The sequence below is a fragment of the Mesorhizobium sp. CO1-1-7 genome, from assembly GCF_020164885.1.
GTDB lineage: Bacteria > Pseudomonadota > Alphaproteobacteria > Rhizobiales > Rhizobiaceae > Mesorhizobium > Mesorhizobium australicum.
The window spans coordinates 241,516-259,070 of record NZ_JAIUHA010000007.1 but is presented as its reverse complement, the minus strand read 5'-3'; the positions used below and the strand labels follow the sequence as shown (position 1 = coordinate 259,070).

At 61.8% G+C, this 17,555-nt stretch carries 28 protein-coding genes; all 28 read right to left on the bottom strand.

Annotation, left to right across the window (positions count from 1 at the left end):
• Window positions 1-37: 37 nt before the first annotated feature.
• The 28 genes from LB516_RS17510 to fusA all read right to left on the bottom strand — a co-directional run bounded on the left by LB516_RS17510 (window position 38) and on the right by fusA (window position 17,554).
• Window positions 38-1,048 (bottom strand): DNA-directed RNA polymerase subunit alpha, encoded by a 1,011-nt coding sequence (locus LB516_RS17510; RefSeq protein WP_006205443.1) that lies wholly within the window; start codon window positions 1,046-1,048, stop codon window positions 38-40.
• A gap of 103 nt (window positions 1,049-1,151) precedes the next feature.
• A complete protein-coding gene (gene rpsK, locus LB516_RS17505) occupies window positions 1,152-1,541 on the bottom strand; it encodes a 30S ribosomal protein S11 (protein ID WP_006205444.1) in 390 nt (129 codons plus the stop codon).
• Window positions 1,542-1,663: 122 nt separating this feature from the next.
• Complete coding sequence (rpsM, locus tag LB516_RS17500) at window positions 1,664-2,032, bottom strand: 30S ribosomal protein S13 (RefSeq protein WP_006205445.1); 369 nt, start codon at window positions 2,030-2,032, stop codon at window positions 1,664-1,666.
• A 199-nt stretch (window positions 2,033-2,231) separates the two neighbouring features.
• The gene (locus tag LB516_RS17495; RefSeq protein ID WP_015317975.1) at window positions 2,232-2,828 is read right to left on the bottom strand and encodes an adenylate kinase; all 597 of its coding nucleotides are present in this window, start codon (window positions 2,826-2,828) and stop codon (window positions 2,232-2,234) included.
• Entirely contained in the window at window positions 2,825-4,165 is a 1,341-nt protein-coding gene (gene secY, locus LB516_RS17490) for a preprotein translocase subunit SecY (RefSeq protein ID WP_015317976.1), read from the bottom strand. Before secY ends, LB516_RS17495 begins: the two co-directional genes overlap by 4 nt.
• 193 nt (window positions 4,166-4,358) lie before the next feature.
• The gene (rplO, locus tag LB516_RS17485) at window positions 4,359-4,832 is read right to left on the bottom strand and encodes a 50S ribosomal protein L15 (protein ID WP_140720528.1); all 474 of its coding nucleotides are present in this window, start codon (window positions 4,830-4,832) and stop codon (window positions 4,359-4,361) included.
• A 22-nt stretch (window positions 4,833-4,854) separates the two neighbouring features.
• Window positions 4,855-5,052, bottom strand: coding sequence for a 50S ribosomal protein L30 (gene rpmD, locus LB516_RS17480; protein ID WP_006205449.1), 198 nt, complete (start codon window positions 5,050-5,052; stop codon window positions 4,855-4,857).
• A gap of 24 nt (window positions 5,053-5,076) precedes the next feature.
• The gene (rpsE, locus tag LB516_RS17475) at window positions 5,077-5,640 is read right to left on the bottom strand and encodes a 30S ribosomal protein S5 (protein WP_006333394.1); all 564 of its coding nucleotides are present in this window, start codon (window positions 5,638-5,640) and stop codon (window positions 5,077-5,079) included.
• A 132-nt stretch (window positions 5,641-5,772) separates the two neighbouring features.
• Window positions 5,773-6,132, bottom strand: a complete 360-nt coding sequence (rplR, locus tag LB516_RS17470; RefSeq protein WP_015317978.1) for a 50S ribosomal protein L18 — start codon at window positions 6,130-6,132, stop codon at window positions 5,773-5,775.
• A 137-nt stretch (window positions 6,133-6,269) separates the two neighbouring features.
• Window positions 6,270-6,803, bottom strand: coding sequence for a 50S ribosomal protein L6 (gene rplF / locus LB516_RS17465; RefSeq protein ID WP_013895694.1), 534 nt, complete (start codon window positions 6,801-6,803; stop codon window positions 6,270-6,272).
• 88 nt (window positions 6,804-6,891) lie between these two features.
• Window positions 6,892-7,290, bottom strand: coding sequence for a 30S ribosomal protein S8 (gene rpsH, locus LB516_RS17460; RefSeq protein WP_006205453.1), 399 nt, complete (start codon window positions 7,288-7,290; stop codon window positions 6,892-6,894).
• A 12-nt stretch (window positions 7,291-7,302) separates the two neighbouring features.
• On the bottom strand, window positions 7,303-7,608 hold the full coding sequence (rpsN, locus tag LB516_RS17455) for a 30S ribosomal protein S14 (protein ID WP_013895695.1): 306 nt from the start codon (window positions 7,606-7,608) through the stop codon (window positions 7,303-7,305).
• Between the two features lie 27 nt (window positions 7,609-7,635).
• Window positions 7,636-8,214, bottom strand: coding sequence for a 50S ribosomal protein L5 (gene rplE / locus LB516_RS17450; protein ID WP_023773630.1), 579 nt, complete (start codon window positions 8,212-8,214; stop codon window positions 7,636-7,638).
• Window positions 8,207-8,521 carry a 50S ribosomal protein L24 gene (rplX, locus tag LB516_RS17445; protein ID WP_006205456.1) on the bottom strand — a complete coding sequence of 105 codons (315 nt, stop codon included), beginning with the start codon at window positions 8,519-8,521 and terminating at the stop codon, window positions 8,207-8,209. Before rplX ends, rplE begins: the two co-directional genes overlap by 8 nt.
• A 12-nt stretch (window positions 8,522-8,533) precedes the next feature.
• Complete coding sequence (rplN, locus tag LB516_RS17440; RefSeq protein WP_006205457.1) at window positions 8,534-8,902, bottom strand: 50S ribosomal protein L14; 369 nt, start codon at window positions 8,900-8,902, stop codon at window positions 8,534-8,536.
• A 72-nt stretch (window positions 8,903-8,974) separates the two neighbouring features.
• Complete coding sequence (rpsQ, locus tag LB516_RS17435) at window positions 8,975-9,214, bottom strand: 30S ribosomal protein S17 (protein ID WP_010909280.1); 240 nt, start codon at window positions 9,212-9,214, stop codon at window positions 8,975-8,977.
• Between the two features lie 11 nt (window positions 9,215-9,225).
• Complete coding sequence (gene rpmC, locus LB516_RS17430; RefSeq protein ID WP_006205459.1) at window positions 9,226-9,426, bottom strand: 50S ribosomal protein L29; 201 nt, start codon at window positions 9,424-9,426, stop codon at window positions 9,226-9,228.
• Window positions 9,427-9,439: 13 nt separating this feature from the next.
• Window positions 9,440-9,853, bottom strand: a complete 414-nt coding sequence (rplP, locus tag LB516_RS17425; protein ID WP_006205460.1) for a 50S ribosomal protein L16 — start codon at window positions 9,851-9,853, stop codon at window positions 9,440-9,442.
• Window positions 9,854-9,880: 27 nt separating this feature from the next.
• Window positions 9,881-10,606, bottom strand: a complete 726-nt coding sequence (gene rpsC / locus LB516_RS17420) for a 30S ribosomal protein S3 (protein WP_013895697.1) — start codon at window positions 10,604-10,606, stop codon at window positions 9,881-9,883.
• Window positions 10,606-10,995: a 50S ribosomal protein L22 gene (rplV, locus tag LB516_RS17415; RefSeq protein WP_010909277.1), complete on the bottom strand. Its 390-nt coding sequence runs from the start codon at window positions 10,993-10,995 to the stop codon at window positions 10,606-10,608. Before rplV ends, rpsC begins: the two co-directional genes overlap by 1 nt.
• Window positions 10,996-10,997: 2 nt before the next feature.
• Window positions 10,998-11,276, bottom strand: coding sequence for a 30S ribosomal protein S19 (gene rpsS / locus LB516_RS17410; RefSeq protein WP_015317982.1), 279 nt, complete (start codon window positions 11,274-11,276; stop codon window positions 10,998-11,000).
• Between the two features lie 16 nt (window positions 11,277-11,292).
• Window positions 11,293-12,126 (bottom strand): 50S ribosomal protein L2, encoded by an 834-nt coding sequence (gene rplB / locus LB516_RS17405; RefSeq protein ID WP_224720064.1) that lies wholly within the window; start codon window positions 12,124-12,126, stop codon window positions 11,293-11,295.
• A 23-nt stretch (window positions 12,127-12,149) separates the two neighbouring features.
• Window positions 12,150-12,443, bottom strand: coding sequence for a 50S ribosomal protein L23 (locus LB516_RS17400; protein WP_010909275.1), 294 nt, complete (start codon window positions 12,441-12,443; stop codon window positions 12,150-12,152).
• Window positions 12,440-13,060, bottom strand: a complete 621-nt coding sequence (gene rplD, locus LB516_RS17395; protein ID WP_224720063.1) for a 50S ribosomal protein L4 — start codon at window positions 13,058-13,060, stop codon at window positions 12,440-12,442. The genes LB516_RS17400 and rplD overlap by 4 nt, the downstream gene beginning before the upstream one ends.
• Window positions 13,060-13,782 carry a 50S ribosomal protein L3 gene (gene rplC / locus LB516_RS17390; protein ID WP_015317985.1) on the bottom strand — a complete coding sequence of 241 codons (723 nt, stop codon included), beginning with the start codon at window positions 13,780-13,782 and terminating at the stop codon, window positions 13,060-13,062. The genes rplD and rplC overlap by 1 nt, the downstream gene beginning before the upstream one ends.
• A gap of 61 nt (window positions 13,783-13,843) precedes the next feature.
• A complete protein-coding gene (gene rpsJ / locus LB516_RS17385) occupies window positions 13,844-14,152 on the bottom strand; it encodes a 30S ribosomal protein S10 (protein ID WP_010909272.1) in 309 nt (102 codons plus the stop codon).
• A gap of 69 nt (window positions 14,153-14,221) precedes the next feature.
• Window positions 14,222-15,397: an elongation factor Tu gene (gene tuf / locus LB516_RS17380; protein WP_015317986.1), complete on the bottom strand. Its 1,176-nt coding sequence runs from the start codon at window positions 15,395-15,397 to the stop codon at window positions 14,222-14,224.
• 66 nt (window positions 15,398-15,463) lie between these two features.
• Complete coding sequence (gene fusA / locus LB516_RS17375) at window positions 15,464-17,554, bottom strand: elongation factor G (protein WP_015317987.1); 2,091 nt, start codon at window positions 17,552-17,554, stop codon at window positions 15,464-15,466.
• Window position 17,555 lies beyond the last annotated feature (1 nt).

Here is a 17,555-nt window from a genome sequence, read left to right as displayed (position 1 = left end):
TCGAGCGGCTCACGCCGCCGATCCTTGGAATTCATGCTCAATATTGGTCTTCGTAACGCTTGGCGAGGTCTTCGATGTTTTCCGGCGGCCAGTCCGGCACTTCCATGCCGAGGTGCAGGCCCATCGCCGCCAACACTTCCTTGATCTCGTTGAGCGACTTGCGGCCGAAGTTCGGGGTGCGCAGCATCTCGGCTTCGGTCTTCTGGATGAGATCGCCGATATAGACGATGTTGTCGTTCTTCAGGCAGTTGGCCGAACGCACCGAAAGCTCGAGTTCGTCGACCTTCTTGAGCAGCGCCGGGTTGAAGGCGAGCTCGGTGACGGCTTCGGCGGCGACTTCCTTCTGCGGCTCGTCGAAGTTGACGAACAGGCCAAGCTGGTCCTGCAGGATGCGGGCGGCGAAAGCCACCGCGTCCTCGCCCGAGATCGAACCGTCGGTCTCGATGGTCATGGTCAGCTTGTCATAGTCGAGAACCTGGCCCTCGCGGGTGTTCTCGACCTTGTAGGAGACCTTCTTCACCGGCGAATAGAGGCTGTCCACCGGGATCAGGCCGATCGGCGCGTCCTCGGCGCGGTTGCGCTCGGCAGGCACGTAGCCCTTGCCGGTGTCGACGGTGAATTCCATGCGGATTTCAGCGCCTTCGTCCAGCGTGCAGATGACGTGGTCGGGGTTGAGGATCTCGACGTCGCCAACCGTCTGGATGTCGCCGGCAAGAACCGCACCCGGGCCCTGCTTGCGAACGACCATGCGCTTGGGGCCATCGCCTTCCATGCGGATTGCGATTTCCTTGATGTTCAGGACGATGTCGGTCACGTCCTCGCGCACGCCGGCGATGGACGAGAATTCATGCAGAACACCGTCGATCTGCACGGCGGTGACGGCCGCCCCGCGCAGCGAAGACAGAAGCACGCGGCGGAGCGCGTTGCCAAGCGTCAGACCAAAGCCACGCTCGAGCGGCTCGGCGACCAGCGTGGTCAGCGTCTTCTTCTTCGACGAGAACTCGATCTTGTTCGGCTTGATCAGTTCCTGCCAATTTTTCTGGATCATGATGCTTTCCTTCCGTTGACCCGCCACCATCCAATCGTGGCGGGCGACCTGGAATACCGTGGAGGAACGCCCTTGGGCGCTCACGCGGCGTTCGATAAATTGCTTAGACGCGGCGCTTCTTGCGCGGGCGGCAGCCATTGTGCGGGATCGGCGTCACATCACGGATCGAGGTGATGGTGAAGCCGGCCGCCTGCAGGGCGCGCAGCGCCGATTCACGACCGGAGCCCGGTCCGCAGACCTCGACTTCGAGCATGCGCATGCCGTGTTCCTGGGCCTTCTTGGCAACGTCCTCGGCAGCCATCTGGGCGGCGAACGGGGTCGACTTGCGCGAACCCTTGAAGCCCTGGGCACCGGCCGACGACCAGGCAATCGAATTGCCCTGCGCGTCGGTGATGGTGATCATCGTGTTGTTGAAGGTCGAATTGACGTGGGCAACGCCCGACGAAATGTTCTTGCGTTCGCGACGGCGAACACGAGCGGCTTCCTTGGCCATGATAGTCCTTTCAGTTGATCTCTACACCGCCGTAATGCCAGCGGCTCCACCTGGAAAAGTGAATAGTGAATTAGTGAGTAGCGATGACGTCCTCACCACCCACTACCAGCCACTCACTCTTATTACTTCTTCTTGCCGGCGATCGACTTGGCCGGGCCCTTGCGGGTACGTGCATTGGTGTGCGTGCGCTGGCCGCGAACCGGCAGCGAGCGGCGGTGACGCAGGCCGCGGTAGCAGCCAAGGTCCATGAGCCGCTTGATGTTCATCGACACTTCGCGGCGCAGGTCGCCTTCGACCTGATAGTCGCGGTCGATGGTCTCGCGGATCTGCAGCACCTCCGCATCGGTCAGCTGGTTGACGCGGCGCTCGGCCGGGATGCCGACCTTGTCGACGATCTCCTGGGCGAACTTCTTGCCAATGCCGTGAATGTACTGAAGGGCGATGACGACGCGCTTGTTGGTCGGAATGTTGACGCCGGCTATACGAGCCATATCTTCTCTTCTCCATGTGGGCCGGACAAGCCGGCATTATTCAGATTGCCCCGCGTCCGGTGGAGGCCGGCCCTTGCGGGAGTTTCCAGTTCAAAGCGACTGCCCTGCCCTTGCGGACAGGCAAAGCGCGCATCTGATAGGAAGACGGGCCGCCATACCGCAGCAAGTCGTCTCCGTCAAGCTTAATCTTTAAATTCCCCTACCGCGCCTTCTCGGCCGCCGCGAGAACGGCTTCAATCTCGGCGGTTACCGCGTCGATACTGGCCATGCCGTCCACAGTCTTGAGCTTGCCCTTGGCGTAATAGTAGCCGGTCAGCGGAGCGGTCTTCTTGTAGTACTCCCGCAGCCGCTCTTCGAACACGGCGGGATTGTCGTCCTTGCGCACCGGCTGGCCGGCGGCCTTTGCATCATCGGCGCGCTTGACGATTCGACCAACCAGGGCCCTGTCGTCGACGACCAGTTCGATGACGGTGTCGAGACCAATGCCGCGCTCTGAAAGCATCGATTCAACCGCATCCGCCTGCACCAGCGTGCGCGGATAGCCGTCGAGGATAAAACCCTTGGCGCAGTCAGCCTGATCGATACGCTCGGCGACGATGGCGTTGACGATGGCGTCGGACACCAGCTCGCCGGCATCCATCACCGCCTTGGCACGCTTGCCGACCTCGGTACCGGCCTGAACGGCGGCACGCAGCATATCACCCGTCGAGAGCTGGGGTATGCCGTGTTTTTCTACCAGTCTTTGTGCTTGTGTCCCCTTGCCCGCTCCTGGCGGCCCAAGCAAAATCAACCTCATCTGGCTTTCTTCCCCCCGCGCAGCTTCGACTTCTTGATCAGGCCTTCATACTGGTGCGCGATCAGGTGACCCTGAATCTGCGCAACCGTATCGAGCGTGACACTGACCACGATCAGAAGCGATGTGCCACCGAGGTAGAATGGTACGCCAGTCGCCGAGATCAGGAACTCCGGCAGCAGGCACACCAGCACCAGGTAGATGGCGCCGACGACGGTGATGCGGGTAAGGACGTAATCAATATAGTCGGCGGTGCGCTCGCCCGGACGATAGCCAGGGATGAAGCCCGAATGCTTCTTGAGCTGGTCGGCGGTGTCCTTCGGGTTGAACACGATCGCTGTGTAGAAGAAGGCGAAGAACACGATCATCGCCGCATAGAATGCCATGTAGAGCGGCTGGCCGTGGCCAAGCGAGGCCAGGATGGTGCTGGCCCAGGCCGGCATGTTGGTCGTCTGCGAGAAGCCGGCGACGGTGGCCGGCAGCAGAAGCAGCGACGACGCGAAGATCGGCGGGATGACGCCCGAGGTGTTGAGCTTAAGCGGCAGATGCGAGGTATCGCCCTGGAACATGCGGTTGCCGACCTGGCGCTTCGGATACTGGATCAGCAGGCGGCGCTGGGCGCGCTCGAAGAACACGATAAGCGCTATGACGACGATGGCCAGCACGATGATCGCCAGGATCAGGCCGGTCGACAGGGCGCCGGTACGGCCGAGTTCCAGTGTGCCGGAAATGGCATGCGGCAAGCCGGCGACGATGCCGGAGAAGATGATCAGCGAAATGCCGTTGCCGATGCCGCGCGCTGTGATCTGCTCGCCCAGCCACATCAGGAACATGGTGCCGCCGACCAGCGTGACGACGGTGGAGATGCGGAAGAACATGCCGGGATCGCTGACGATGCCGTTGCCGTTCTCCAGTCCCACCGAAATGCCATAGGCCTGTACCAGCGCCAGGAGCACGGTGCCGTAGCGCGTGTACTGGTTGATGACCTTGCGGCCCTGCTCGCCTTCCTTCTTCAGCGCTTCCAGCGAGGGAATGACCGAGGTCATCAGCTGCATGATGATGGAAGCGGAGATGTAGGGCATGATGCCGAGTGCAAAGATCGCCATGCGCTGCACGGCACCGCCGGCGAACATGTTGAACATGCCGAGCACGCCCTTGCTCTGCGAGGAGAAGGCCTGGGCGAAAGCGTCGGGATTGATGCCGGGAAGCGGGATGTAGGTGCCGAGGCGATAGACGAGCAACGCGCCGATGGTGAACCAGATGCGTTTCTTAAGGTCCTCCGCCTTGGCGAAGGCCGAGAAATTCAGATTCGAGGCTAGTTGTTCAGCAGCCGAAGCCATGCCTGATTCTCCGCTTGGTAACGCTTGATGGCCCGTGAGGTCAGGCGGTGCGTTTCACCGAAGCTCACGAGATAAGCTCCGGGCTGTAAACATGCAAGCGGCCGCGTCGACGCGGCCGCTAAATTGAGCAGGTCAAAGCGCGATCGGAAGCAAAAACGGATACCACTCTTGCCGACCGCTCTTCAAATTGCCGTTACTCGGCGGGTGCCTTTTCCGGCAGCTTGACCGAACCGCCGGCCTTTTCGATCTTCTCGATCGCGGCCTTGGAGGCGCCGGCGACGTCGAAGGCGAGCTTGGCTTTGAGTTCGCCATCGGACAGCACGCGCACGCCATCCTTGACGCGACGGATGACGCCGGCGGCGACAAGCGCCTCGGCCGTCACGGTCGCCTTGACGTCAAGCTTCTTGGCATCGACGGCTTCCTGGATACGGGCCAGCGACACGACGGTGAAGCTCTTGGCGAAGATGTTGTTGAAGCCACGCTTCGGCAGACGCCTGTAGAGCGGCATCTGGCCACCCTCGAAGCCGTTGACGGCGACGCCGGAGCGCGCCTTCTGGCCCTTGACGCCGCGACCGGCGGTCTTGCCCGAGCCGGAGCCGATGCCGCGGCCGAGACGCTTCTTGGAGTGCGTCGCGCCGTCCTTGTCACGCAGATCATTGAGTTTCATCTGGGTTCTCCTGCGCTCTTGCTCAGCCCTCGTCCACGACGCGGACGAGATGCTGGACGGCAGCGATCATGCCGCGCACGGAAGGCGTATCTTCCAGCGTGCGCTGCTTGTGCATCTTGTTGAGGCCGAGGCCGACCAGCGTTGCGCGCTGTTCCTTCGGGCGGCGGATCGGCGAACCGATCTGCTCAACGGTGATGGTCTTGGTTGCTTTCTTGGCCATGGTCAAAATCCCTGGTCAGATCGACTATTCTTCAGCCGCAACGGCGGTGCCGCGGCGGGCCTGAAGGGTCGAATACTTGATACCACGCGCGGCAGCCACATCCTTGGGATGCATCTGGCTCTTCAGCGCGTCGAAGGTGGCGCGAACCATGTTGTACGGGTTCGACGAACCCATCGACTTGGCAACCACGTCGTGCATGCCGAGCGTCTCGAAGACGGCGCGCATCGGGCCGCCGGCGATGATGCCAGTACCCTGCTTGGCAGCGCGCAGCAGAACGCGGCCAGCGCCCCAACGTCCCTCGACGTCATGGTGCAGCGTGCGGCCCGAGCGCAACGGCACGAAGATCATGTCGCGCTTTGCGGATTCAGTTGCCTTGCGGATAGCTTCCGGCACTTCGCGCGCCTTGCCGTGACCAAAGCCAACACGGCCCTTCTGGTCGCCGACGACGACGAGCGCGGCAAAACCAAAGCGACGGCCGCCCTTGACGACCTTGGCGACCCGGTTGATGTGGACAAGCTTGTCCACCATGCCGTCATCGCGTTCTTCACGATCGCGGCCGCGGCCGCCATCCCTACGTTCCTGTGCCATATCCTGTTCCTTGTTCTTTTCCGGAAGCACGGGTTGCTGATTGCCGGCGCCGCTTTGGGTCGCCGACGGTGAAAATTAGTTCTTCCCTTGCATGATCTTATCCGAAAAGTCTGCAACTTTTCGGGGTCATGCTTAGAAGCTGAGACCGCCTTCGCGGGCCGCTTCAGCCAGCGCCTTGACGCGGCCGTGATAGATGTAGGCGCCGCGATCGAAGACGACTTCCTTGACGCCAGCCTTAGTGGCGCGCTCGGCGATCAGCTTGCCGATCGCAGCGGCGGCAGCAGTGTCAGCGCCGGTCTTGAGCGACCCCTTGAGGTCCTTCTCGAGCGTCGAGGCGGCGGCAATGGTGTGGCCTTTGGCGTCGTCGATGACCTGAACGTAGATGTTCTTCGACGTGCGATGAACCGACAGACGCGGACGCTCGCCGGCGACTTTCTTGATCTGACGGCGCACGCGCTGCGCGCGGCGCTGGATGGATTCCTTGATAGCCATGATAGTCCCTTGCCTTCAAAAAACGGGGGCCGCCATATGCGGTAGGCGAAGCGCCTCCCGCGACCGCTCCCCGCGGCGTTAACTTCCGTGGCTTGGTCCCTGTGCCAAAAGTCTGCAACTTTTCAGGGCCAAGCCGATTACTTCTTCTTGCCTTCCTTGCGGACGATCTTCTCGCCAGCGTAACGGACGCCCTTGCCCTTGTAGGGCTCGGGACCGCGGTATTCGCGGATCTCCGCCGCGACCTGGCCGACCTGCTGCTTGTCGATGCCGGCCACGGTGATTTCGGTCGGCTTCGGCACGGTGATCGTGATGCCGGCCGGCGTCTCGTAGACGACATCATGGCTGAAGCCAAGGGCCAGTTGCAGGTTCTTGCCCTGCAAGGCGGCGCGATAGCCGACGCCGGTGATCTCGAGCTTCTTCTCGAAACCGTCCTTCACGCCCTGCAGGATGTTGACGATCTGCGTGCGCGACATGCCCCACTTGGAGCGGGCGGTCTTGGTCTGGTCGCGCGGCTGGACAGCGATTTCGCTGCCTTCCATCTTGACCAGGACTTCGTCGTTCACCACGAACTTCAGCTCGCCCTTGGGGCCCTTCGCCGTCACGGTCTGGCCATTGACGGTCGCGGTCACGCCCTGCGGCAGCGAAACGGGTTTCTTTCCAATACGAGACATCAGGTTGTCCTCGTCACTTCTCTTGTTTCAGGTCTCTGTCTTCGGGAACGATCCGAAGACCGAATTCCACGTGCGGTAAGCTGCCGGATCAGAAGATCTGGCAGAGGATCTCGCCGCCGACGTTCTGTTCGCGTGCTTCATGGTCGGCCATCACGCCCTTCGGTGTCGAAAGGATGGCAATGCCGAGGCCGTTGGCAACGTGCGGGATCGACTTGGCCGAGACGTAAACGCGGCGGCCGGGCTTCGAAACGCGGGCGATTTCGCGCACGACCGGGGCACCGTCGAAATACTTCAGCTCGATTTCGATCTCGGACTTGCCGTTGTCGAAATCGGTCTGGCTGTAATCGCGGATATAGCCTTCAGCCTTCAGCACGTCGAGGACGCGGGTGCGCAGACGCGAGGCCGGCGTCGAGACACTCGACTTCTTGCGGCCATAGGCGTTGCGGATGCGGGTCAGCATATCGCCGAGAGGATCGCTCAATGACATGTTATGTCCTCCTTACCAGCTCGACTTGACCAGGCCCGGGATCTGGCCGTTATTGCCGAGGTCCCGAAGCGCGATGCGCGATACTTTGAGCTTGCGATAGTAGGCACGCGGGCGGCCGGTGACTTCGCAGCGGTTGCGGATGCGGATTTTGGCCGAGTTGCGCGGCATGGCGGCAAGCTTGAGCTGAGCGCGGAAGCGCTCTTCCATCGGCTTGGATTGATCCATGATGATCGCCTTGAGCGCAGCGCGCTTGGGACCGTACTGGTCGGCAAGCTTGCGGCGCCTGTTGTTCTTCTCGACTGAGCTGGTCTTTGCCATTTCAGATTTTTCCTTTTCTCGCTGCCGTTACTGGCGGAAGGGGAAGTTGAAAGCCTTGAGCAAAGCCCTGGCTTCGTCGTCCGTCTTCGCAGTCGTACAAACGATGACGTCCATGCCCCAGATCTGATCAACCTTGTCGTAGTTGATCTCCGGAAACACGATGTGCTCCTTGATGCCCATGGCGTAGTTGCCACGGCCATCGAAGCTCTTGGGGTTCAGTCCGCGGAAGTCGCGGACGCGCGGCAGCGCGATGTTCACGAGGCGGTCGAGGAACTCGTACATGCGTTCCTTGCGCAGCGTGACCTTGGCGCCGATCGGCATCTTCTCGCGAACCTTGAAGCCCGCGATCGAATTGCGGGCGCGGGTGACGACGGCCTTCTGGCCGGCGATCATCGCCAGGTCCTCGGCCGCGACCGAAGGCTTCTTCGAATCGGCGGTCGCTTCGCCCACACCCATGTTCAGCACGATCTTGTCGAGGCGCGGAACCTGCATCTCGTTGTCGTAGCCGAACTGCTCCTGCAGCGCCTTGCGGATGGTCTCGTTGTAGACCTGCTTGAGGCGCGGCGTGTTGTTGGCAGTCGCCTGCTTGGTTTGAGCCTTAGCCATTGATGACTTCTCCCGAGCGCTTGGCGACGCGCACCTTCTTGCCGTCCTTCTGGAAGATGAAACCGACGCGGGTCGGCTTGCCATCCTTCGGGTCGGCCAGCGCGATGTTCGACAGCTGGATCGGCGCTTCCTTGGTGATGATCCCGCCCTCTTGGGACTGGGACTGCTTCTGGTGACGACGGATCATGTTGACGCCGCGCACCAGCGCGGTGTCATCCTTCGGCTGAACCGAGAGGACTTCGCCCGAACGGCCCTTGTCCTTGCCAGCCAGCACGACGACCTTGTCGCCTTTTCTAATCTTTTGCATTGGTCCGGCTCCTTACAGCACTTCAGGCGCGAGCGAGATGATCTTCATGTGGTTCTTGGCGCGAAGTTCGCGCGGAACCGGTCCGAAGATACGCGTGCCGATCGGCTCTTTCTTGTTGTCGACGAGAACGGCCGCGTTCTTGTCGAAACGGATCACGCTGCCGTCCGGGCGGCGGATGTCCTTGGCCGTGCGAACCACGACCGCCTTCATCACATCGCCCTTCTTAACGCGGCCGCGCGGAATGGCTTCCTTGATCGACACCACGATGATGTCGCCCACGGAAGCGTATTTCCGCTTCGAGCCGCCCAGCACCTTGATGCACATGACACGACGCGCGCCGGAATTATCCGCCACGTCGAGGTTTGTTTGCATCTGAATCATGACTGGCCGCCTTCTTCTTTTCTAACGGGATGGGCTCGAAGCCCCTCCCCGGTCTGTCCAAAATTCGTTTGTTTACGCCTGATCCGAGGATACGACGATCCAGCGCTTATCCTTGGAAATCGGCTTCGATTCCTGGATGAACACCTGATCGCCGACCTTGTGGGCGTTGTTCTCGTCGTGCGCCTTGTACTTCTTGGTCATGCGCACGGTCTTCTTCATCACGGGATGCGTGAAGCGCCGTTCGACCTTGACGACAACCGTCTTCTCGTTCTTGTCGCTGACGACGGTGCCCTGCAGAATGCGCTTTGGCATGGTTTTCGTCCTTAAGCCTTCTTGGCCGCGGACTTTTCCGCAGCGATGGTCTTGATACGCGCAATGTCCTTGCGGACCTGCCTCACGCGCGCGGTCTTCTCGAGCTGGCCGGTGGCCTTCTGGAAGCGCAGGTTGAACTGCTCCTTCTTCAGGCTGGCCAGGTCGTCGGTCAGCTGGTCCTGGGTCTTGGTCCGGATGTCTTCGGCTTTCATGATCAGCCCGTCCTTATTCTGCGATGCGCTGTACGAAGCGCGTCCTGACCGAGAGCTTGGCCGCGCCGAGACGCAGCGCCTCACGGGCGGTTTCTTCATTGACGCCGTCGATCTCGAACATGATGCGGCCCGGCTTGACGCGCGCCGCCCAGTAATCGACCGCGCCCTTGCCCTTGCCCATGCGGACTTCGGTCGGCTTCGAAGTGACCGGCACGTCCGGGAAAATGCGGATCCAGACGCGGCCGGCACGCTTCATTTCGCGAGTGATCGCGCGGCGGGCCGCCTCGATCTCACGCGCGGTGACGCGGTTCGGCTCAAGCGCCTTCAGCCCGAAACCACCGAAATCCAGGTTGGTGCCGCCCTTTGCGGTACCATGGATACGGCCCTTGAACTGCTTGCGGAACTTTGTGCGCTTTGGCTGCAGCATCGTTCTAACTCCAAATTCCTAAATGTCTCAGGCGTTTTCGCGACGACGACCGCGTTCGCGATCACCACCACCGCCATGCGCGGCATCACCCTCGGTCGCGCGACGTTCCGAAGCCATCGGATCGTGCTCGAGGATCTCGCCCTTGAATACCCAGACCTTGACGCCGCAGATGCCATACGCCGTGTTCGCCTCGGCCGTACCGTAATCGACATCGGCGCGCAGCGTATGCAGCGGCACGCGACCTTCACGGTACCATTCCATACGCGCGATCTCGGCGCCGCCAAGACGGCCGGCGCAGTTGATGCGGATGCCTTCGGCACCGAGGCGCATGGCCGACTGCACGGCACGCTTCATGGCGCGGCGGAACGCGATACGGCGCTCGAGCTGCTGGGCGATCGACTGGGCGACCAGGGTCGCGTCGATTTCCGGCTTGCGCACTTCAACGATGTTGAGGTGCGTCTCGGACTTCGTCATCTCCATCAGCTTCTTGCGAAGCTTCTCGATGTCGGCGCCCTTCTTGCCGATGATCAGACCCGGGCGCGCGGCATGGATGGTGACGCGGCACTTCTTGTGCGGACGCTCGATCACGACCTTCGAGATCGCGGCCTGCTTGAGTTCCTTCTCAAGATACTTGCGGATCTTGATGTCCTCATGCAGCAGCTTGCCGTACTCGCCGGTGTTCGCGAACCAGCGCGAATCCCAGGTGCGGTTGATGCCGAGGCGAAGACCGATCGGATTGACTTTCTGGCCCATTATGCGGCCTCCCCTTTTTCTTCGACTTCACGAACGACGATCGTGAGGTGCGAGAACGGCTTCTCGATACGGCTGGCGCGACCACGGCCACGAGCGTGGAACCGCTTCATGACGATCGACTTGCCGACATAGGCTTCCGCCACCACCAGCGCATCGACATCGAGGTCGTGGTTGTTTTCCGCGTTGGCGATTGCCGATTCCAGCGTCTTCTTGACCGTGCCGGAAATCCGCTTGGCCGAGAATTCGAGATCGGAAAGCGCTGTCGCGACCTTCTTGCCGCGGATCAGCGCGGCAACCAGGTTCAGCTTCTGCGGGCTGATACGGATCGTGCGCAACACGGCGCGCGCTTCGTTGTCAGCAAGCCTGCGCGGAGCTTTGGCCTTGCCCATGATTATTTCCTCTTCGCCTTCTTATCCGCGCCGTGACCGTAATAGGTCCGGGTCGGAGCGAATTCACCGAACTTGTGACCGACCATGTCCTCGTTCACCGAAACGGGAACATGCTTCTGGCCGTTGTAGACACCGAAGGTGAGGCCGACGAACTGCGGCAGGATGGTGGAGCGACGGCTCCACATCTTGATCACCTCATTGCGACCGCCTTCACGAACCTTATCCACCTTCTTGAGAAGGTAGCCGTCGATGAAGGGGCCTTTCCAAATAGAACGAGTCACTTGGCGTTACCTCTTCTTAGCTCTTGCGCTGATGGCGCGAGCGCAGGATGAACTTGTCGGTCGCCTTGTTGGACCGCGTCTTCTTGCCCTTGGTCGGCTTGCCCCACGGGCTGACCGGATGACGGCCACCGGAGGTGCGGCCTTCACCACCGCCATGCGGGTGGTCGACCGGGTTCATGGTCACGCCGCGATTGTGCGGACGCTTGCCACGCCAAACCGTGCGGCCGGCCTTGCCGTCGTTGATGTTGCCGTGGTCCGGATTGGACACGGCACCGACGGTGGCCATGCAGGAGCCGTGAACGACACGCTGCTCGCCCGAGTTGAGGCGCAGGATCGCCATGCCCTGGTCACGGCCGACCAACTGGCCGTAGCCACCTGCCGAACGAGCGACCTGGGCGCCCTTGCCCGGCTTCAACTCGATGTTGTGGACGATGGTGCCGACCGGCATCGAGGCCAGCGGCATCGCATTGCCCGGCTTCACGTCGACCGCTTCGCCAGCCACGATCTTGTCGCCGGGAGCCAGGCGCTGCGGAGCGATGATGTAGGACAGCTCACCATCATCATACTTGATCAGTGCGATGAAGGCGGTGCGGTTCGGATCGTATTCAATGCGCTCGACCGTGCCGACAACGTCGAACTTGCGACGCTTGAAGTCGATGATGCGGTACGAACGCTTGTGGCCACCACCAATGAAGCGGGCGGTGATACGGCCGTGATTGTTGCGGCCGCCCGACTTAGTCAGACCCTCGGTCAGGCCCTTGACGGGCTTGCCCTTGTAGAGGCCCGAGCGGTCGACGATGACCAGCTGGCGGGTGCTCGGCGTTACCGGGTTGAATTTTTTCAGTGTCATTGTTGTTGTCCTCGCGGCCTTGCTCAGAGACCCGTCGCGACGTCGATCGACTGGCCGTCGGCCAGCGTCACGATCGCCTTCTTGACGTCGCTCTGGCGGCCGATCGTGCCGCGGAAGCGCTTGATCTTGCCCTTGCGGACAAGCGTGTTCACGGCCATCACCTTGACGCCGAACAGCGCTTCGACGGCGGCCTTGATTTCGGGCTTCGACGCCTTCTTGGCGACGTTGAAGACGACCTGGTTCTGCTCGGAGGCCATGGTCGACTTTTCAGTGATCGCCGGCGAGACGATCACGTCGTAGTGACGAAGGTCGGTCATTTAAAGCGCTCCTCGAGAGCCTCGACGGCGGCCTTCGAAAGGACCAGCGTGCCGCGGCGCAGAATGTCGTAGACGTTGATGCCCTGGATGGGCAGCACGTCGATGTTGGGGATGTTGGTGGCTGCCAGCTTGAAGTTCTTGTCAAGCTCGGCGCCGCCAATCACCAGGGCGTTGGTCAGGCCCAGCGTCGCGAAATTCGCGATCAGCGCCTTGGTCTTGGCCTCGGTCAGCTTCAGCTCGTCGATGATGATGATCGACGCGCTCTTGGCCTTGGCCGAAAGGGCATGCTTGAGGCCGAGCGTACGAACCTTCTTGGGCAGTTCATGCTCATGGCTGCGAACGACCGGGCCGTGGGCCTTGCCGCCGCCGCGGAACTGCGGAGCGCGTGCCGAGTGGTGACGGGCGCGGCCCGTACCCTTCTGCTTGTACATCTTGGCACCGGTGCGCGCGATTTCGGCGCGGCCCTTGGCCTTGTGCGTGCCCTGCTGCTTCTTGGCAAGCTGCCAGCGCACGACGCGCTGCAGGATGTCCTCGCGCGGATCAAGGCCGAAAATTCCGTCGGAAAGTTCCACCTTGCCGGCGTCTTTGCCGCCGAGCGTTGTGATCTTGAGATCCATTATTCCGCTCCCTCTGTGGCCGGAGCCTCGTTCTTAGCAGCTGCCGCAACGGCGCGGATCGCGGCGGGCTTCGGCGCATTGGCCGGCAGTGCCACCTTGGCCGCGTCGCGGACCAGGATCCAGGCGCCCTTCGATCCGGGAACCGCACCGCGGATCAGGATAAGGCCGCGGTCGGCATCGGTCGAAACGACCTCGACATTCTGTGTTGTCACGCGGGTGTCGCCCATGTGACCAGCCATATGCTTGCCCTTGAACACCTTGCCCGGGTCCTGGCGCTGACCGGTCGAGCCGTGTGTACGGTGCGAGACCGAGTTACCGTGGGTCGCGCGGCCACCACCCATGTGGTGGCGCTTGATGACGCCCTGGAAACCCTTGCCGATCGTCGTGCCCGTCACATCGACCTTCTGGCCGGCGACAAAATGGTCGACGGTGATCTCGGCGCCGACGTCGATCATGTTGTCGGCAGAGACGCGGAACTCGGCGACCTTCGCCTTCGGCTCGACGGAGGCGGTCGCGAAATGGCCGCGCATCGCCTTCGACGTGTTCTTCACCTTGGCGAGGCCAACGCCGAGCTGAACGGCGGTGTAGCCATTCTTCTCCTGCGTGCGCTGTGCCACGACCTGGCAGTTCTCCATCTGGAGAACGGTGACGGGAACATGTTCCCCGGCATCATTATAGATGCGGGTCATTCCCACCTTCTTTGCAATCACACCTGAACGCATCGGTTCAATTCCTTTAGAGTTCCGGGCCAGGGGCACCGCCCCTTACCGCGCTCTCATTCCCTTAGAGCTTGATCTCGACGTCGACGCCGGCGGCCAGATCGAGCTTCATCAAAGCATCGACCGTCTGCGGGGTCGGATCGACGATGTCGAGCAGACGCTTGTGCGTGCGCATCTCGAACTGCTCGCGGCTCTTCTTGTCGACGTGGGGCGACCGGTTGACCGTGAACTTTTCGATCCGCGTCGGCAGCGGAATGGGGCCGCGGACGTTTGCCCCGGTGCGCTTGGCCGTCGACACGATTTCCTTCGTCGAGGCGTCGAGCACGCGGTGATCAAACGCCTTCAGGCGGATGCGGATATTCTGTCCGTTCATGCGTCACTTCCTTGTTCTGGCGCGGCGCGGGCAACTCCGGCGCCCGCGACAGATCGGTTTAAGTCCAAATTACTCTTTGATGGTGACGACGATGCCGGCACCGACGGTGCGGCCGCCTTCACGGATGGCGAAGCGCAGCTTCTCTTCCATGGCGATCGGCACGATCAGCTCGACATCGACCGTGATGTTGTCGCCGGGCATCACCATCTCGGTGCCTTCCGGCAGCGACACGATGCCGGTCACGTCGGTCGTGCGGAAGTAGAACTGCGGACGGTAGTTGGTGAAGAACGGCGTATGACGGCCACCTTCGTCCTTGGTCAGGATGTAGGCTTCGGCCACGAACTTCTTGTGCGGCTTCACCGTGCCCGGCTTGGCCAGAACCTGGCCGCGCTCGACACCTTCACGGTCAACGCCGCGCAGCAGCGCGCCGATGTTGTCGCCAGCCTGGCCCTGGTCGAGCAGCTTGCGGAACATTTCCACGCCCGTGCAGGTCGTCTTGGTGGTCGGACGGATGCCGATGATCTCCAGTTCCTCGCCGACCTTGACCACGCCGCGCTCGACGCGGCCGGTGACGACCGTGCCGCGGCCCGAGATCGAGAACACGTCCTCGATCGGCATCAGGAACGGCTTGTCGAGCGGACGAACCGGCGTCGGGATGTAGGCGTCGACCGCAGCCATCAGCTCGCGGATCGCGTCCTCACCGATCTTCTTGTCCGAATCTTCCAGTGCAGCCAGCGCCGAACCCTTGACGATCGGAATGTCGTCGCCGGGGAATTCGTTCTTCGACAGCAGTTCGCGAACCTCGAGCTCGACCAGTTCGAGCAGCTCGGCGTCGTCGACCTGGTCGACCTTGTTCAGGAACACAACGATCGACGGCACGCCGACCTGACGGGCAAGCAGGATATGCTCGCGGGTCTGCGGCATCGGGCCGTCGGCGGCCGACACGACCAGGATCGCGCCGTCCATCTGCGCGGCACCGGTGATCATGTTCTTCACATAGTCGGCGTGGCCGGGGCAGTCGACGTGGGCATAGTGGCGGTTGGCGGTCTCGTATTCGACGTGAGCCGTCGAGATCGTGATGCCGCGCGCCTTCTCTTCAGGCGCCGCGTCGATCTGGTCATAGCGCTTGTATTCGCCAAAATACTTGGTGATCGCCGCCGTCAGCGACGTCTTGCCATGGTCGACGTGACCAATCGTGCCGATGTTCACATGAGGCTTGGTGCGCTCGAATTTACCTTTTGCCATGTGATGTCTCCAATCCTGCTCGCCCGTGCGGGCCTTGATTTAAGTTACTGCTGCAACCCGTCGGGGCTACGCGTATTTCTTCTGGACTTCCTGGGCGACCGCGGTCGGCACAGGCTCGTAGTGATCGAACTGCATCGTGTAGGCCGCGCGGCCCTGGCTCATCGAGCGCAGGTTGTCGACATACTTGAACATGTTGGCGAGCGGCACCATCGCGTTGATAACCACCGCTACGCCACGTGCTTCCTGGCCCTGGATCTGGCCGCGACGGCCGTTCAGGTCACCGATGACGCTGCCGACGTAATCTTCCGGCGTGACGACCTCGACCTTCATGATCGGCTCGAGCAGCTGCACGCCAAGCTTGGGCGCCGCTTCACGGAAGCAGGCACGGCCGGCGATTTCGAAGGCGAGCACCGAGGAGTCGACGTCGTGGTATGCGCCGTCGATGAGCGTCGCCTTGACACCGATCATCGGGAAGCCGGCGAACGGACCCGACGACATGACGCTGTTGATGCCCTTTTCGACACCCGGGATGTATTCCTTCGGAACAGCACCGCCGACGATCTTGGTATCGAACTCGAACTCGGGGCTTTCCGGGTTCGGCTCGAACAGGATCTTGACGCGGGCGAACTGACCGGTACCGCCGGTCTGCTTCTTGTGCGTGTAGTCCTGCTCGTGCTTGCGAGTGATCGTTTCACGGTAAGCCACCTGCGGCGCACCGACGTTGGCTTCAACCTTGAACTCGCGGCGCATGCGGTCGACGATGATGTCGAGGTGAAGCTCGCCCATGCCAGAAATGATGGTCTGGCCTGATTCCTCGTCGGTCTTGACGCGGAAGGAGGGGTCCTCGGCGGCCAAGCGATGAAGGGCCAGGCCCATCTTTTCCTGGTCGTTCTTGGTCTTCGGCTCGATGGCGATCTGGATGACCGGATCGGGGAATTCCATGCGCTCGAGGATGACCGGGTGCAGCGGATCGCTCAGCGTATCGCCGGTGGTGGTGTCCTTGAGGCCGGCCAGGGCGACGATGTCGCCGGCAAAAGCCTCTTCGACGTCGGCGCGCGAGTTCGCATGCATCTGAAGCATGCGGCCAATGCGCTCCTTCTTGCCCTTCACGGTGTTGTCAACCGAGATGCCCTTGGTGAGCTTGCCCGAGTAGATGCGGGCAAAGGTCAACGAACCAACGAACGGGTCGTTCATGATCTTGAAGGCGAGCATCGAAAGCGGCTCGTTGTCGTCGGCGTGACGCTCGATCTCGGCATCGGTCTTGGCATCGACGCCCTTGATGGCCGGAACATCGGCCGGCGACGGCAGGTATTCGACGACGGCGTCGAGCAGCGGCTGCACGCCCTTGTTCTTGAAGGCCGAGCCGCAAAACATCGGGTAGAACTTCACCGCGATGGTGCCCTTGCGGATCAGCGCGCGGATCTCGTCATTCGACGGCATCTTGCCTTCGAGGTAATTCTCAAGCGCCGTCTCGTCCATTTCGACGGCGGCTTCGATCATCTTCTCGCGATATTCTTCCGCACGAGCCTGAAGGTCGGCCGGGATCTCGACGACGTCCCAGGCAGCGCCCAGCGTCTCGTCGCGCCAGACCAGCGCGTTCATCTCGACCAGGTCGACGACGCCCTTGAATTCGGTCTCGGCGCCGATCGGCAGCTGCATGACGACGGCATGTGCGCCGAGGCGCGAACCGATCATTTCGACCGAGCGATAGAAGTCGGCGCCAATCTTGTCCATCTTGTTGCAGAAGATCATGCGCGGAACGCGGTACTTGTCCGCCTGGCGCCAGACGGTTTCCGTCTGCGGCTCGACACCGGCATTGGCATCGAGCAGCGCAATGGCGCCGTCGAGCACGCGCAGCGAACGCTCGACTTCGATGGTGAAGTCGACGTGTCCGGGGGTGTCGATGATGTTGAAGCGGTGCATCTTGCCGTCACGAGCCTTCCAGAAGGTCGTGGTCGCGGCGGACGTGATGGTGATGCCGCGCTCCTGCTCCTGCTCCATCCAATCCATGGTGGCAGCGCCGTCGTGCACTTCGCCGATCTTGTGCGACTTGCCCGTGTAATAGAGGACGCGCTCGGTGGTCGTCGTCTTGCCGGCGTCAATATGCGCCATGATACCGAAATTGCGGTAGTCTTCGATTTTGTATTCGCGGGCCATC

Coding starts and splice junctions, on each gene's coding strand:
- LB516_RS17510 (WP_006205443.1), bottom strand. CDS start 1,048: ATGATCCAGAAAAATTGGCAGGAACTGATCAAGCCGAACAAGATCGAG.
- rpsK (WP_006205444.1), bottom strand. CDS start 1,541: ATGGCCAAGGAAGCCGCTCGTGTTCGCCGTCGCGAACGCAAGAACATT.
- rpsM (WP_006205445.1), bottom strand. CDS start 2,032: ATGGCTCGTATAGCCGGCGTCAACATTCCGACCAACAAGCGCGTCGTC.
- LB516_RS17495 (WP_015317975.1), bottom strand. CDS start 2,828: ATGAGGTTGATTTTGCTTGGGCCGCCAGGAGCGGGCAAGGGGACACAA.
- secY (WP_015317976.1), bottom strand. CDS start 4,165: ATGGCTTCGGCTGCTGAACAACTAGCCTCGAATCTGAATTTCTCGGCC.
- rplO (WP_140720528.1), bottom strand. CDS start 4,832: ATGAAACTCAATGATCTGCGTGACAAGGACGGCGCGACGCACTCCAAG.
- rpmD (WP_006205449.1), bottom strand. CDS start 5,052: ATGGCCAAGAAAGCAACCAAGACCATCACCGTTGAGCAGATCGGTTCG.
- rpsE (WP_006333394.1), bottom strand. CDS start 5,640: ATGGCACAGGAACGTAGGGATGGCGGCCGCGGCCGCGATCGTGAAGAA.
- rplR (WP_015317978.1), bottom strand. CDS start 6,132: ATGGCTATCAAGGAATCCATCCAGCGCCGCGCGCAGCGCGTGCGCCGT.
- rplF (WP_013895694.1), bottom strand. CDS start 6,803: ATGTCTCGTATTGGAAAGAAACCCGTTTCGCTGCCGCAGGGCGTGACC.
- rpsH (WP_006205453.1), bottom strand. CDS start 7,290: ATGTCATTGAGCGATCCTCTCGGCGATATGCTGACCCGCATCCGCAAC.
- rpsN (WP_013895695.1), bottom strand. CDS start 7,608: ATGGCAAAGACCAGCTCAGTCGAGAAGAACAACAGGCGCCGCAAGCTT.
- rplE (WP_023773630.1), bottom strand. CDS start 8,214: ATGGCTAAGGCTCAAACCAAGCAGGCGACTGCCAACAACACGCCGCGC.
- rplX (WP_006205456.1), bottom strand. CDS start 8,521: ATGCAAAAGATTAGAAAAGGCGACAAGGTCGTCGTGCTGGCTGGCAAG.
- rplN (WP_006205457.1), bottom strand. CDS start 8,902: ATGATTCAGATGCAAACAAACCTCGACGTGGCGGATAATTCCGGCGCG.
- rpsQ (WP_010909280.1), bottom strand. CDS start 9,214: ATGCCAAAGCGCATTCTGCAGGGCACCGTCGTCAGCGACAAGAACGAG.
- rpmC (WP_006205459.1), bottom strand. CDS start 9,426: ATGAAAGCCGAAGACATCCGGACCAAGACCCAGGACCAGCTGACCGAC.
- rplP (WP_006205460.1), bottom strand. CDS start 9,853: ATGCTGCAGCCAAAGCGCACAAAGTTCCGCAAGCAGTTCAAGGGCCGT.
- rpsC (WP_013895697.1), bottom strand. CDS start 10,606: ATGGGCCAGAAAGTCAATCCGATCGGTCTTCGCCTCGGCATCAACCGC.
- rplV (WP_010909277.1), bottom strand. CDS start 10,995: ATGGGCAAGGCCAAAGCTCCGCGCAGGCTTGCTGACAACGAAGCGCGC.
- rplB (WP_224720064.1), bottom strand. CDS start 12,126: ATGACACTGAAAAAATTCAACCCGGTAACGCCGAGCACCCGCCAGCTG.
- LB516_RS17400 (WP_010909275.1), bottom strand. CDS start 12,443: ATGACCGACCTTCGTCACTACGACGTGATCGTCTCGCCGGCGATCACT.
- rplD (WP_224720063.1), bottom strand. CDS start 13,060: ATGGATCTCAAGATCACAACGCTCGGCGGCAAAGACGCCGGCAAGGTG.
- rplC (WP_015317985.1), bottom strand. CDS start 13,782: ATGCGTTCAGGTGTGATTGCAAAGAAGGTGGGAATGACCCGCATCTAT.
- rpsJ (WP_010909272.1), bottom strand. CDS start 14,152: ATGAACGGACAGAATATCCGCATCCGCCTGAAGGCGTTTGATCACCGC.
- tuf (WP_015317986.1), bottom strand. CDS start 15,397: ATGGCAAAAGGTAAATTCGAGCGCACCAAGCCTCATGTGAACATCGGC.
- fusA (WP_015317987.1), bottom strand. CDS start 17,554: ATGGCCCGCGAATACAAAATCGAAGACTACCGCAATTTCGGTATCATG.